We start from the raw sequence: 14,044 nt of genomic DNA on the forward strand, positions 1-14,044 counted from the left end.
GCGCGACAGTAGTACGAGGCCGCTCCCCGAGGTCGCCGCCCTCGTGCTCGCGGCGCCGGACGGGTTTTGCCAAGGCAGCTGCGGGGAAACACGCACGGTATGCGAGTGGCGACCCAGAACCTGTTGGGACGGCAGCAGGACTGGCCGGACCGCAGGCCCGCGCTGGTGACGGGGCTGCGCAAGCTGGATCCCGACATCGTGCTGTTCCAGGAGGCGATCGTCACCGACGACTACGACCAGCCCACGGACCTGCTCGGCGACGAGTACGAGATCGTCCACCACAAGATCCGCGAGCCCGACGGGTCCGGCATCTCGATCGCCAGTCGCTGGCCGTTCGGTCCGGCCCGCGGGATCGACCTACAGGTCAACGAACGCACGGCGGACTTCCCCGCCAGCGCGCTCGTCGTGGACGTGCGGTGGCCGGACCGCGAGGTGCCGCTGCTCGTGGTCAACCACAAGCCGTCCTGGCCCACCCCGGTGGAGTACGAGCGCGAGGTGCAGGCGACGACCACCGCGCGGGCCGTCGAGGAGATCGTCGAGCGAACCGGCCAGCACGTCCTCCTCGGCGGGGACTTCGACGCGATGCCGGACGCGGCGAGCATCCGGTTCTGGCGCGGCCTGCAGTCGCTGCACGGGGTCAGCGTCGCCTACCGCGACGTCTGGGAGCTGACGCACGGCGCCGAGCCGGGGCCCACCTTCTCGATCACGGAGTGCCCGGTGATCGCGGCCGAGTGGCAGACCGAGCTCGACCGCCGGATCGACTACCTGTTCGTCCGCTGCGGCCGGCGTGGCCCGACAATGACGGTCCAGCACTGCGCGCGGACGTTCGACGAGCCGGTCGACGGCGCGTGGGGCAGTGACCACTTCGGACTCGTCGCCGACCTCGAGCCACTCGACGTGGCGATCAGCGGTTGACAACGGGCCCGGCCGGGTCTTACTGAAGGTAGCCCTCCACCACGTTCGTCGGCCTGACCTCGGCGTCGTCGGGGTTCTCGCCTGCCGCGCGGCGGGCCCGCCGCTGGCGGAGGAGGTCCCAGCACCTGTCGAGCTCGACCTCGAGGTCCTTCAGCCGCTGTGGGTCGGGCTCCCCGCCACGCTCGAGCCGGTGCTCCTCGTCGATGAGCTCTCCGATACGGGACGAGAGCTGCTTGTCGTCCATGCGCGACCCCTTTCCTCGATCCCATGCTCGCAGATCGCCCGGGCGACGGCCCGTGCACGTGCCGACGCCCACGAGCCAGGGCCGGCGGACGTCTGCCGAGGCAGAACTCGTTGCCTCCCGGGTCTTGCAGGACCATCCATCGAGTGCCGTTGCCCGCTCATCATCAGACCACCGCGAACGACTCGGGCGGCAGCCGCACGTGGGTGCCGGTCACGTCGGGCTCGGCCGAGGACAGAAGGACCGCCGTCGGCCGGCGGTCCAGGAGGATCTTGGCCTCCGTCGTGCCGAGGTTGACCAGGACCCGGCGCTCGGCGCGGTGCAGCACCAGCCAGGAGTCGCCGGTGTCGACCGCGAAGTGGTCCAGCCGGGGGTCGGCCAGCTCGGGATGTGTGCGGCGCAGGGCGATCAGCGCGCGGTAGGTCTCGTAGACCTCCCGATGGGACGGTTCGGACAGCTCGGCCCAGCGCAGTGTCGAGGCGCGCACGGTCTCGGGGGACATGGGGTCGGGGACCTCGGACTCGCCCCAGCCGTGTTCGGCGAACTCCTCGCGCCGGCCATCGCGGACGGCCGCTGCCAGCTCGAGGTCCTCGAACGACGCGAAGAACTGCCACGGCGTGCTCGCCGCCCACTCCTCGCCCATGAAGATCATCGGCGTGTACGGCGAGCACAGCACGATCGCCGCACCGCACAGCATGCGGGCCGGCGAGATCGTCGCGGTCATCCGGTCGCCCTGCGCGCGGTTGCCGATCTGGTCGTGGTTCTGCAGGTAGATCAGGAACCGATGGCCGGAGTGGCGGTGCGGGTCGATCGGGCGGCCGTGCGTGCGGCCGCGGAACGACGACCACGTGCCCGCGTGGAAGAACGCCCGCCGCAGCGTCGTCGGCAGCGCGCCGGGCGCGGCGAAGTCGTGGTAGTAGCCGTCGGTCTCGCCGGTCAGCGTCACGTGCAGTGCGTGGTGCAGGTCGTCGCACCACTGCGCCGCCAGGCCGTAGCCGCCCGCGTCGCGCGTGGTGACCAGCTTCGGGTCGTTGAGGTCGGACTCGGCGATGAGGTGCAGCGGGCGGCGCAGGCCGGCGGCGAGCGCGTCGACCTCGGCGGCCATCGCCTCCAGAAGGTGGGTCGCGCCCTTGTCGACCAGCGCGTGCACGGCATCGAGCCGCAGCCCGTCGAGGTGGAAGTCGCGCAGCCAGCCGAGCGCGTTGTCGAGCACGTACCGCCGGACCTCGTCGGAGTCGGGGCCGTCAAGGTTCAGCGCGGGACCCCAGATCGTACGTCCGGCGAAGTACGGCCCGAACCGGTCGAGGTACGCGCCCGACGGGCCGAGGTGGTTGTAGACCACGTCGAGCAGCACGCCCAGGCCGCGCGCATGGCACGCGTCGACGAACCGCTTGAACGCGTCCGGCCCGCCGTACGGCTCGTGCACCGCACCCCACGCGACGCCGTCGTAACCCCAGCCCGCGGTCCCGTCGAACGCGTTGACCGGCAACACCTCCACGAAGTCGACGCCCAGGTCGACGAGGTGATCGAGGCGCGCGAGCGCCGCGTCGAACGTGCCCTCAGGGGTGAACGTGCCGATGTGCAGCTCGTAGATCACCGAGCCGGCGAGCGGCCGGCCGGTCCAGGCCTGGTCGGTCCAGGCGAACGCGCCGTGGTCGTACCGCCGCGACGGACCGTGTACGCCGCTGGGCAGCCAGGACGAGCGCGGGTCGGGCAGCGGTGTGTCCTCGTCGTCGAGGAGATAGGCGTAGTCGCTGACCTCTCCGGCGGCATCGGCGTGCCACCAGCCGCGGTCGTCACGCGTCATGTCGTGCGTGGTGCCGTCGGCGACGAGGCGGACGCGGTCGCGGTGCGGGGCCCACACGGCGAAGGGGGTCACGGCTCCTCCCGGACGAGCAGGGCGACCGGGTAGCGGTCGAGCAGCTCGGCCAGGGGCACGGGCTCCGCGACGCGTCTGCGGGTGAGGTGATCGGTCCACGTGCCCGGCGGGAGCGCGAGGATCGTGTCCTGCCAGCCGGTGCGCTCGAGGGACACCGGCAGGCGGGTGGCCACCGCGACGACGCCGGTGCGGGCGAACGCCAACGCGTGGTCGGCCGCCGGGCCGTCGGCGGTGAGCGGGCGATAGCCGGTGAAGAGACCGGGGCGCTCGCGCCGCAGGCGCAGCGTCGTGCGGACCACGTGCAGCTTCGCCGCCCCGGTGTCGTCGACCTCCGGGAGCAAGCCCTCCTCCAGGCGGGTCAGCAACTCCGTCCGCCGCGCGTAGTCGACCGGCCGGCGGTTGTCCGGGTCGACCAGCGACAGGTCCCACAGCTCGCTGCCCTGGTACACGTCCGGCACGCCCGGCCCGGCGAGCTGCAGCAGCTTCTGGCCCAGCGCGTTCGACCATCCCGGCGGCCGCACCCGCTCGACGAACGCCGCCACGTCCGCGGCCAGCTCGTCGTCGCCCAGCACCTCGGCCGGCCATCCGTGCACGGCCCGCTCGAACTCCTCGTCGTGGTCCACCCACGACGTGCGCAGCTTCGCCTCCTTGGCCGCCTTGTCGAGGTACGCGGCCAGCCGCTCCGGCGTGACCGGCCACGCGCCCACCAGCGTCTGCCACGCGAGCAGCTCGATCGTCGGCTCGGGCAGCGGGCGGCGCGCGGACCAGCGGCGGACCGCGGTGGCGAACTCCGGGGCCAGCTCGGCCAGCACCGCGATCCGGGCGCGTACGTCGTCCGACCGCTTGGTGTCGTGAGTGGACAGCGTGGTCATGCCCGCCGGCCAGCCCGCGTCGCGCGTGGCGGCGCCCGCGTGGAACTCCGCCGGGCTGACGCCGAACCGGTCCGGCGCGCCGCCGACCTCGTTCAGCGCGGTGAGGCGCGGGAAGCGGTAGAACGCGGTGTCCTCGTCACCCTTGGCGACCACCATGCCGGAGGTCTGCTGGATGCGGGTGGCGAGCTCGCCGCGCGGATCCTTGCGCACCGCCCGGTCCAGTGTGGACAGCGCATCCGCGAGGTCCGGCCGGACCGCGCGCGCCCGGTCGACCGCGGCCTGCCAGTGCGCGAGGCCCTCCGGCAGGTAGGAGCGGTAGACGGGGAACGCGATCATCAGCTCGGCGACCGCGTCCACCGGCGTGCCCGGGACCAGCGCCGCGATCCGCCGCATCTCGGCCACGAGCGAGCGCTCGGTGATCAGCCGGCGGCTGCGGGTCTCCTCGACGTGGAAGTCCGGCGTGGCGGCCAGCGCGGTCAGCACCGGTTCGCCGGCCGGGTCGACGAACACGCCGCACACCTCGCGCAGCGCGTCGTACCCGGTCGTGCCGTCCACGGGCCAGGACGCCGGGAGCGACTCGCCCGCCGCGAGGATCTTCTCCACCACGAGCCAGCCGTCCGTTCGCGACCGCAGCAGCCGGAAGTACGCGCCCGGGTCGGCGAGCCCGTCCGGGTGGTCGATGCGCAGCCCGTCCAGCTCGCCGGCGGCGGCCCAGCGCAGCACCTCCGCGTGCGTGGCCTCGAACACCGCCGGGTCCTCCACGCGCACCGCGGCCAGCGACGTGACGTCGAAGAAGCGGCGGTAGGTCAGCTCGGCGTTGCCGCGTTTCCAGTGCACGAGCCGGTAGTGCTGCCGCTCGTGGACCTCGTCCGGCGTGCCGCCTTCGGTGCCCGGCGCGATGGGGAACTCGTGCTCGAAGTACGCGAGCACGCCGTCGCGGATCTCCAGCGCGCCCTCGTCACCGAGGACCGGCAGCAGGATCGGTCCGCGCGCGAAGTCGATGTCGAAGTAGGACGCGTACCGCGACTCCCGCCCGTGGGTCAGCACGTCCCACCACCACGGGTTCACGCGCGGGACGGCGACCGACATGTGGTTGGGCACCAGGTCCACGACCAGCCCGAGGCCGGCCTTCCGCACGGCGGCCACCAGCCGCTGCCGGCCCTCCTCGCCGCCGAGCTCGGGGCTGGCCCGCGTCGGGTCGACCACGTCGTAGCCGTGGGTCGAACCGGGTGCCGCGGCGAGCAGCGGCGAGGTGTAGACGGCGCCGACCCCGAGGCGTTCGAGGTAGGGAATCAGCGAGGCGCTGTCGAGCAGGTCGAAGCCCGGCCGGACCTGGATCCGGTAGGTGGAGCTGGGGACGTTCACGCCGGTGTCCCGGTGCGCTGCAGGACGAGCAGCGAGCGGGCGGTGGCCGTGACCGTGCCGGTCGCGGCCACGATGCGAGGCTCGCTCGGGCGGTCGCCCGCCACCACGCCGACGACCGCGCCGCCGCCGGACTCGGCGAACACCTCGCCCGTGGCGGTGTCGAGCACCGTGCTCCACTCGGTGCCGTAGCTCGCCTGTGGCATGGTCATCTCGATGTCGTCGTCGTGCGCGTTGAAGCACAGCAGGAACGAGTCGTCGCGTACGCGCTCGCCGCGGCGGTCCAGGTCGGGGATGCCGTCGCCGTTGAGGAACACCATGACCGAGCGGCCGAAGCCGGACTCCCAGTCCTGTTCGGACATCTCGTCGCCGGCCGGGGTGAACCACGCGATGTCCTGCACCCCGTCGCCCCGGCGGATGGGCCGGCCCGCGAAGAACCGGCGGCGCCGGAACACCGGGTGGTTGTGCCGCATCTCGATGACCGCGCGGGTGAACTCCAGGAGGTCGACGTTGCGCTCGGTCAGCGACCAGTCGACCCACGACAGCTCGTTGTCCTGGCAGTAGCCGTTGTTGTTGCCCTGCTGGGTCCGGCCGAACTCGTCACCGTGCAGCAGCATCGGCACCCCCTGGGACAGCAGCAGGGTCGAGAGCATGTTCCGCTGCTGCCGCGCGCGCAGGTCGTTGATCTTCTCGTCGTCCGTCGGGCCCTCCGCGCCGCAGTTCCACGACCGGTTGTCGTCGGCGCCGTCGCGATTGTCCTCGCCGTTGGCCTCGTTGTGCTTCTGGTTGTAGGACACCAGGTCGCGCAGCGTGAAGCCGTCGTGTGCGGTGACGAAGTTGATCGAGGCGTACGGGCGCCGGCCGTCGTCCTGGTAGAGGTCCGACGAGCCGGTGATGCGGGAGGCGAACTCGCCCAGCGTGGCGGGCTCGCCGCGCCAGAAGTCGCGTACCGTGTCCCGGTACTTGCCGTTCCACTCCGTCCACAGTGGAGGGAAGTTACCGACCTGGTAACCGCCGGGCCCGACGTCCCACGGTTCGGCGATCAGCTTCACCTGGCTGATCACGGGGTCCTGCTGCACCAGGTCGAAGAACGTGGCGAGCCGGTCGACGTCGTAGAACTCGCGGGCCAGCGTCGCGGCGAGGTCGAAGCGGAACCCGTCGACGCGCATCTCGGTGACCCAGTACCGCAGCGAGTCCATGATCAGCTGCAGGGTGTGCGGGCTGCGCACGTTGAGCGAGTTGCCGGTGCCCGTGTAGTCCATGTAGTACCGCCGGTCGTCGTCGACGAGGCGGTAGTAGCTGTCGTTGTCGATGCCGCGCATGGACAGCGTCGGGCCGAGGTGGTTGCCCTCCGCGGTGTGGTTGTAGACGACGTCGAGGATGACCTCGATGCCCGCCTCGTGCAGCGCGCGGACCATCGCCTTGAACTCCTGCACCTGGCTGCCGGCCATGGTGTTCGGCTGCCCGTGCCCGACCGCGTAGCCGTCGTGCGGGGCGAGGTAGGCGATCGTGTTGTAGCCCCAGTAGTTGCGCAGGCCGCGTTCGAGCAGCCCGTGGTCGTGCAGGAACTGGTGCACGGGCATCAGCTCGACCGCGGTGACGCCGAGGTCGACCAGGTAGTCGATCATGACGGGGTGCGCGAGGCCGGAGTAGGTGCCACGCAGCTCCTCGGGGATCTCCGGGTGGGCGATCGTGAGGCCGCGCACGTGCGCCTCGTAGACGATCGTCTCGTTGTACGGCGTGTTCGGCGGCCTGTCGTTGGCCCAGTCGAAGAACGGGTTGACCACCACGCCCTTGATCGTGTGCGGGGCGGAGTCGGCGTCGTTGCGTTCCTCGGGCTTGCCGAACCGGTAGCCGAACACCGACTCGTCCCAGTCCACCGCGCCGCTGACCGCCTTGGCGTACGGGTCGAGCAGCAGCTTGTTGGGGTTGTGCCGCAGCCCGGCCGCCGGCTCGTACGGGCCGTGCACGCGGTAGCCGTACTGCTGGCCGGGCCCGATGCCCGGCAGGTAGCCGTGCCACACGAAGCCGTCGACCTCGGGCAGCCGGACCCGGGTCTCGTTGCCGGCCGCGTCGAACAGGCACAGCTCGACCCGCTGCGCCGCCTCGGAGAACAGCGCGAAGTTGGTGCCGGCGCCGTCGTAGGTGGCGCCGAGCGGGTAGGGGGAACCTGGCCAGGCCTGCACGCGGTCTCCTCGGTGGGGTCGAAGGTGATCGGGTCTCGATCTCTTTTGTCAGACGGTAAACGGGGGCACCGACAGAGCTACCGCTTCCTGAGCGGCTTCTCGTCGGATTCAGCCGATCCGGGTTCGGCCTGCGTCATCGGTCGTGCGTCGCGCAGGGCGGAGATCGCGCGCAGCACTACCGGGTGTTCCAGCAACTCGTCCACCGACACCGGAAGTGGGATACGCCAGTTGGGGTACTCGTCGATGGTGCCGGGCAGGTTGGGCTGACGCGTCTCGCCGACCGCGTCCTGCGGGGAGGTCAGCAGCAGCGTGCTGGCCGCCGTCGCGAGCAGCCGGTGCAGGGCGACGACGAGGTTCTCGTCGCTCGGGTCGTCCGGGAGCAGATCGTGTGCGGCCAGCTCGGCGAGGAGCTCCTCGCGGTCGGCGGCCGCCTTCGCCCGCTCGGCGTCGGGGTCCGCGAGCTGTCCGAGGTCGGCGCGGACCGTGACGTGCTCGCCACGCAGGAAACCCGCGGCGGTGGGCAGATCGTGGGTGGAGATGCTCGCCATCGCGGCGGCCGGCCACCGCGCGGGCGCGAGCAGCGGCTCGCCCGGCGAGTGCTCGTCGCGCTGGAACCACAGGACGGCCGAGCTCAGCACGCCGCGCTCCCGCAGCGTCGAGCGCACTTCGTCGGACACGGTGCCGAGGTCCTCGCCGACCACGATCGCCGACGCCCGGTGCGCCTCCAGCGCGAGCACGCCGAGCAGCGCGCTCGCGTCGTAGTGGACATAGGTGCCCTCACTCGCCGGCCGGCCCGGCGGGATCCACCACAGCCGCCAGAGCCCCATGACGTGGTCGACCCGGATCCCGTCGGCGTGGGCGAGCACGCTGCGGATGACATCACGGAAGGGGAGGTACCCGGCGGCGGCGAGCCTATCCGGGCGCCAGGGAGGCAGGTTCCAGTCCTGCCCCTGCTGGCTGAACGCGTCCGGCGGCGCGCCGACGGTGACCTCCGGGGCGAGCACGTCCTGCAGCGCCCACGCGTCCGCACCCGCCGGGTCCACGCCGACCGGCAGGTCGTGCACGATCCCGACCGGCATGCCCCCGGCCGCGGCCCGCACGCCGGCCAGCTGCTCGGCGCACAGCCGTTGCAGCCACGAGTGGAACGCGATGCGGGGGTTGTCCCGCCGCGCCTCCTCGACCGCCGCGCCGCGCGGGTGGCGGAGCTCGGCCGGCCACTTCCGCCAGTCCGCGCCGTGCTGCTCGGCCAGCGTGCAGAACGTCGCGAAGTCGCGCAGGTCCGCGTCGTCCGGCGGGGGCGGCAGCGGCGGCGAGCGGCGCCAGAGCAGCTCGAGCGCGGCGAGCTTGGCCCGCCACACCGCGTCGTAGTCGATCAGTCCGGCCCCGGGGGGCGGGGCGAGCGCCTCGACCTCCGCGCGCACCTCGGGCGACGCCCGGCGGAACGCCTCGGTGTCGGTGACCCGCAGGTACAGCGGGTTCGCGAAGCGGCGACTGGACGGCGAGTACGGCGAGCGCTGCACGGGCTGGACCGGCGTGATCGCCTGGACCGGGTTGACCAGCACCGCGCCGGCGCCGAGCCGTGCCGAGCCGCCGACCAGCGTCCGCAGGTCGGCCAGGTCGCCGATGCCCCACGAGCCGGCCGAGTGCAGCGCGTACAGCTGCACCATCCAACCCCAGGCCGGCGGCACCGGCGGCAGCGTGTGCGGGGTGACCACCACGCTCGTCCGGCGGTCGCCGACGACGAGGTCGTGCCAGCCCAGCGGCAGGTCGCCCGGCAGCTCGTGGCGCACCGGCCGGGTCGTGCCGTCCTCCAGGTGCAGCTCGCCGGGCACGCCGACGGCAGGCGTCTCGCCGGCCCGGACCACGATCGGGTCGGGCACGGTCGCGCGGCCGTGCTCCGCGATGGCGTCGGACAGCTGCGCGCTGACGGTCGCGGGCGTGCTGGCGTCGACGCCGAGCTGGGCGAGTACCGCGACCACGACATCGTCGGCGACGTCGATCCGGCGGCGTTCGGTGTCCTCGTACCACGTGGCGACACCGTGCGCGGCGGCGAGCGCGCGGAGCTCAGCATCCATATGGGACCGGGTCAGCGCGACTCGCGCTGGCTCGGCAGCGAGCGGCCGAGGCCTTCACGGGCGGCGAGCAGAGCCGTCCGTGCGCCGGCCGGGTCGTCGGCATCGAGCCGGACGCGTGCGGTGCGCACGTCGTGCACCGCGGGCTCGATGCGGCAGGTGTCCCCGGTCGCCGCGCTCCACGCCAGGCCGCCGACCAGAAGGTCGTCGAGCTTGTGCCGGGTCGGGTCGTCGGGGGAGGTGGTCGAGGACAGTTCGGCGAGTGCGGCGTCGACCGCGGCCCGCAGGCGCTCACCGGGCGTCGGTGCCGGGCGAGGAGTGGGACGGGATCGGAGCATCGGGGCCGGGATCCCGGCTCTCAGCTCCTCACGAACGTTCACGGACAGTTTCTGCTTGGCCACCGTGGCCCTCCCGCACTGGGCTATCGCAGGGCCGGCCGGCGCCCGCCGCCGGCTCGTACCCAGATCCTTGCATTTCAAACCCGGAAATCCCAGCCCAGGGACGGAAATCACCATGTTAAGCGATCAAGAGAGATCTGTAGTGACATAGAGCCGTGAGCCCGCTCGGAACGATCATCGACAAGGTTGACGAACGAATCGGCGACGGCATCGAAACCGTCCTGTGCGCGCACCACACGCGCCGGCTGGGCAAGCTCGGCTGGCGCGAGGTGCTGGGGGAGCGCAGCGACAATCCCTTGGGCGTGCGCGCCCCGCTGCGGACCGGCAACTCCGTGGAGGTGCTCGTCGACGGCGAGGACGCGCTGCCGGTCGTCCAGGCGGCCATCCAGGGCGCCCGCAAGAGCGTGCACATCGCGAACTGGCACGCGAGCCCGGACTTCCGGCTGACCCGCGACCCCGGCTCGCCGACCCTGCGCGAGCTGCTCGCGTCGACGGCCGAGCGGGTCCCGGTCCGGCTGCTGCTGTGGGCCGGTCCGCCGCTGCCGGTTTTCCAGCCGACCCGGGGGCTGGTGAAGTCCGCGCACGAGGCGTTCACGCGCGACTCGAAGGTGCGCTGCGTGCTCGACTCCCGCGAGCGCACGATGCATTGCCACCACGAGAAGCTCGTGATCGTCGACGACGAGACCGCGTTCGTCGGGGGCATGGACTTCACCGCGCTCGAGGGCGACCGGCACGACAGCATCGAGCACCCGCCGGACCGTCCGCTGGGCTGGCACGACGTCGTGACCCGCCTGCGCGGCCCGATCGTGGCCGACGTCGCCGACCACTTCCGCCGCCGCTGGCGCGAGGTGGCGCAAGAGGACCTGCCCGAGCCGGTACCGCCGAAGCCGGCCGGGGACACCAACGTCCAGCTCCTGCGCACGATCCCGGACGGGACGTACGACTTCGCGCCGCGCGGCGAGTTCACGATCCTCGACGGGTACCTGCGCGCGCTGCGCTCGGCGAAGCGGCTGGTGTACCTGGAGAACCAGTTCCTCTGGTCACCCGAGATCGTCGAGGTGCTGATGGACAAGCTGTGCGACCCGCCGGACCCGCGGTTCCGCGTGGTCCTCGTGCTGCCGCGCAAGCCGTCCAACGGCGCGGACACCACGCGCGGCCAGCTCGGCCGCATGCTCGCCGCGGACGCGGTCGACCCGACGGGCCAGAAACTGTTGCTGGCGACCACGATCAACGCGCACCACGACGACCCGGCGGTCGAGGACACCGCACCGGTCTACGTGCACGCGAAGGTCGGCATCGTCGACGACGCCTGGATGACGATCGGCTCGGCGAACCTCAACGAGCACTCGCTGTTCAACGACACCGAGGTCAACATCGCCACCGACGACCGCGAGCTGATCAGGCACACCCGGCTGCGGCTGTGGGCCGAGCACCTGCAGCGCCCGCGCGAGGACGTCGACGGCGACCCGGCCGAGGTGATCGACCGGCTCTGGCGGCCGACCGCCGAGCACCAGGCCGAGCGGGAGGCGAACGGGCACCCGCCCACCCACCGGCTCACGCTGCTGCCCGGCGTCTCCCGCCGCGCCGGCCGGTTACAGGGACCGTTGCGGGGCCTGCTGGTGGACGGCTAGCGAGCTCAGCCTGCTCTGCACGGCCGGCGCGTAGCCGGAGGAGTGGCCGACGGCCTTCGGGTGGTAGGACTCGAGGATCGGGTTCGACAGGCCGTTGATCCACTCCGCGTCGTCGCACACCGCGTGGCCGGTGAACACCGAGCGCACGTCCACGAAGCCGAAGCCGTGCGCGCCGGCCCGGGCGCTGGTCGTCGTCGCGAGCAGGTCGGCGGTCTGGTTCAGCGAGGCCTGTTCCCCGGGGCTGATGCGGGCGAGCGCGTTGCACTCCTCGCCGTTGAACAGCCGCGGGTAGCCGACGACCGCGACCCGCGCGTTGGGCGCGCGGTTGTGGATCTGCGTGTAGAGGTTGTCGAGCAGGCCGGGCAGCGTGTTGCGGATGAAGCTGTTCGCGTTGTTGATCTCGTTCGTGCAGGTCCACGGCCACGGCTTGGCGCACTGCGTGATCACGTCGGCGAAGCCGGCGTCGTTGCCGCCGACCGACACGGTGACGTAGGCGGTGCTCGCGTTGAGGCTGCCGAGCTGGTTCAGCACGTCGGGCACGCGGGCGCCCGAGCAGGCGGCGAACGTGAGCGGCGCGCCGAGGCGCTGGGCGACGAGCACCGGGTAGGCCTGGGGCGAGCGGTAGCAGGAGCCGGAGTCGGGGTAGTAGTTGCGGGTGCCGACGCCGGAGGAGTACGAGTCGCCGAGCGCGGTGTAGGGGCCGGCGGCGGCCTGGGCGGGGATTCCCACCAGGGCCACGACGGCGGCGAGTGCCGCGGTGACGGCGGCGAGCAGGGTCGGTCGGACGAGTCGCATGGGCTGCCTCCACACGGTTTGCGGAACGTCCGGGAGCAGGGGCCGGACGTCATTCAGCGTGCGGTTTCGGTGTGGAGTCGAACAATCCGCCGATTCGGTGGAAACTTTCGCACTTCTAGCCAGATTTGCGACTTTCTGTCAGCGTTTCCTTTGCGAGGTCGTGGGGTATCTGGTGCACGTGGCGCTCACGGTTGGTGTCGAGGAGGAGTTCCTGCTGGTGGACGCCGACGGGCAGCTCTCCGGCCGCGGGCCGGAGGTGGCCCGTGCGGTGGGCGAGTCCCCGGGCGAGATCGAGACCGAGCTGACGTTGTGCCAGGTCGAGTCGGCGACCGAGGTCTGCCGGACGCCCGACGAGGTGCTCGACCAGCTCACCGGACTGCGTGCCTCGCTGGCGTCGTCCGCCCGCGAACGGGGTTTGCGGCTCCTGCCGAGCGGATGCCCGGTGCTGCCGGAGGACGACCGCCCGGCGATCACGCCCAAGCCGCGGTACCTGCGCATGGCCCAGCACTTCGGCGCGACGGCCCGGGCCGGTTCGACCTGCGGCTGCCACGTGCACGTCGCGATGCCGGACCGGGAGCTGGGCGTGCAGGTGATCAACCACGTGCGGCCGTGGTTGCCGGCCCTGCTCGCGGTGACCGCGAACTCGCCCTTCGACGGCCTGGACACCGGCTATGCGAGCTGGCGGTACCAGGCGTGGTCGCGCTGGCCGTCGGCCGGCCCGCCGCCGATGTTCGCGTCACTGGACGAATACGAGTCCACTGTGGACGCGATGCTGCGCTCGACCGCGATCCTGGACAAGGGGATGGTCTACTGGGACGTCCGCCTCTCCGAACACCAGCCGACGCTGGAGTTCCGCGTCGCGGACGTCGCTGCCCGGGCCGAGCAGGCGGCGCTGCTCGCGGTCCTCGTGCGCGGGCTCGTCGCGTTCGCCATCGGGCAGGTCTCCGACGGCGTGTCCGCGCCGCGGCTGCCGCACGCGGTGCTGCGGGCGAACCTCTGGTGCGCGTCGCACGCGGGCCTGGGCGGGGAGAGCCTGCACCCGCTGACCGGTGAGCTCGCCGGGATCCACGACCAGCTGGCCGACCTGCTCATCTTGCTGCGCCCGGCGCTTGGACCGGACGTGCCGTTCGCCGAGGCCGGGCTCGCGACGTTGCGGGAGGCCGGGAGCGGTGCCGACCTGCAGCGGGCGGTGTTCGAGCGGCGCGGCAAACTGCGGGACGTGGTGGACGAGCTGGCACTGCGGTAAGACCGCGGTGAGACCTGCGGTGAGCCTGCGGTGAGCCTGCGGTGAGGTCGTACGCGGTGACCAGAGGTGGGCGCGGCGTTGGGGCGGCGATCGTGGCCGACGCGGTCGCGTCCCGCTGTCCGCCACGCTCGTGACGGGGTCACGCTTCCGGTGGACGGCGGCCGGTCGGCCGGTGGCGGCGACCCGGAGCCGGCGGCGGAGTCGTAGGCTGCGCCGGTGGACGACGTGTCGACGACGGTCCGGACGGTCTGCCACGGATGCCGTCAGGTCACCCAGTACCGCAGCGACGAGGGCGTGATCCGGCCGATGGTGCTGCCCGCGAGCGGCACGGTGTGGGTGGACAAGATGCCCGGTGGGATGGTCGAGGTGCCGTGCCCGGTGTGCGGGGACGACGAGGACCCCGGCTGGGTGCCGGCGTTCGTCCCGCCCGCCTGAGTTTCACCTACG

General features: G+C 72.2%; 11 protein-coding genes. 4 read left to right on the plus strand and 7 right to left on the minus strand.

The window, feature by feature from the left end:
- Positions 1-105 precede the first annotated feature (105 nt).
- Complete coding sequence (locus VH969_RS00495; RefSeq protein ID WP_331968465.1) at positions 106-915, plus strand: endonuclease/exonuclease/phosphatase family protein; 810 nt, start codon at positions 106-108, stop codon at positions 913-915.
- Between the two features lie 19 nt (positions 916-934).
- On the opposite strand, the gene VH969_RS00500 is transcribed toward VH969_RS00495, so the two are convergent.
- The 6 genes from VH969_RS00500 to VH969_RS00525 form a co-directional block, all read right to left on the minus strand.
- Positions 935-1,159: a DUF2630 family protein gene (locus VH969_RS00500; protein ID WP_331968469.1), complete on the minus strand. Its 225-nt coding sequence runs from the start codon at positions 1,157-1,159 to the stop codon at positions 935-937.
- A gap of 163 nt (positions 1,160-1,322) precedes the next feature.
- Positions 1,323-3,035 carry a malto-oligosyltrehalose trehalohydrolase gene (gene treZ / locus VH969_RS00505; RefSeq protein ID WP_331968472.1) on the minus strand — a complete coding sequence of 571 codons (1,713 nt, stop codon included), beginning with the start codon at positions 3,033-3,035 and terminating at the stop codon, positions 1,323-1,325.
- On the minus strand, positions 3,032-5,272 hold the full coding sequence (gene treY / locus VH969_RS00510; protein ID WP_331968475.1) for a malto-oligosyltrehalose synthase: 2,241 nt from the start codon (positions 5,270-5,272) through the stop codon (positions 3,032-3,034). The genes treZ and treY overlap by 4 nt, the downstream gene beginning before the upstream one ends.
- Positions 5,269-7,455: a glycogen debranching protein GlgX gene (gene glgX, locus VH969_RS00515; RefSeq protein WP_331968478.1), complete on the minus strand. Its 2,187-nt coding sequence runs from the start codon at positions 7,453-7,455 to the stop codon at positions 5,269-5,271. Before glgX ends, treY begins: the two co-directional genes overlap by 4 nt.
- A 77-nt stretch (positions 7,456-7,532) precedes the next feature.
- Positions 7,533-9,530, minus strand: coding sequence for a 4-alpha-glucanotransferase (gene malQ / locus VH969_RS00520; protein WP_331968482.1), 1,998 nt, complete (start codon positions 9,528-9,530; stop codon positions 7,533-7,535).
- A gap of 11 nt (positions 9,531-9,541) precedes the next feature.
- Positions 9,542-9,928 carry a hypothetical protein gene (locus VH969_RS00525; RefSeq protein WP_331968484.1) on the minus strand — a complete coding sequence of 129 codons (387 nt, stop codon included), beginning with the start codon at positions 9,926-9,928 and terminating at the stop codon, positions 9,542-9,544.
- A 152-nt stretch (positions 9,929-10,080) separates the two neighbouring features.
- Between VH969_RS00525 and VH969_RS00530 the strand changes: the two genes are divergently transcribed.
- Positions 10,081-11,556, plus strand: a complete 1,476-nt coding sequence (locus tag VH969_RS00530) for a phospholipase D-like domain-containing protein (protein WP_331968487.1) — start codon at positions 10,081-10,083, stop codon at positions 11,554-11,556.
- Here the strand turns inward: VH969_RS00530 and VH969_RS00535 are convergent.
- Positions 11,518-12,351, minus strand: coding sequence for an SGNH/GDSL hydrolase family protein (locus VH969_RS00535; protein WP_331968490.1), 834 nt, complete (start codon positions 12,349-12,351; stop codon positions 11,518-11,520). The two genes, VH969_RS00530 and VH969_RS00535, sit on opposite strands and share 39 nt — an antisense overlap.
- A 178-nt stretch (positions 12,352-12,529) precedes the next feature.
- On the opposite strand from VH969_RS00535, the gene VH969_RS00540 reads away from it, so the two are divergent.
- Both VH969_RS00540 and VH969_RS00545 read left to right on the plus strand, forming a co-directional pair.
- Positions 12,530-13,597 carry a carboxylate-amine ligase gene (locus VH969_RS00540; protein ID WP_331968493.1) on the plus strand — a complete coding sequence of 356 codons (1,068 nt, stop codon included), beginning with the start codon at positions 12,530-12,532 and terminating at the stop codon, positions 13,595-13,597.
- Positions 13,598-13,813: 216 nt separating this feature from the next.
- Positions 13,814-14,032 (plus strand): hypothetical protein, encoded by a 219-nt coding sequence (locus VH969_RS00545; protein ID WP_331968496.1) that lies wholly within the window; start codon positions 13,814-13,816, stop codon positions 14,030-14,032.
- Positions 14,033-14,044 lie beyond the last annotated feature (12 nt).

The organism is Actinophytocola sp. (genome assembly GCF_036555685.1).
Lineage (GTDB): Bacteria > Actinomycetota > Actinomycetes > Mycobacteriales > Pseudonocardiaceae > Actinophytocola.

Bases quoted from the DNA above. Each gene is read 5' to 3' on its own strand.
- malQ (WP_331968482.1), bottom strand. From the start codon at position 9,530: ATGGATGCTGAGCTCCGCGCGCTCGCCGCCGCGCACGGTGTCGCCACG.
- VH969_RS00500 (WP_331968469.1), bottom strand. From the start codon at position 1,159: ATGGACGACAAGCAGCTCTCGTCCCGTATCGGAGAGCTCATCGACGAG.
- VH969_RS00535 (WP_331968490.1), bottom strand. From the start codon at position 12,351: ATGCGACTCGTCCGACCGACCCTGCTCGCCGCCGTCACCGCGGCACTC.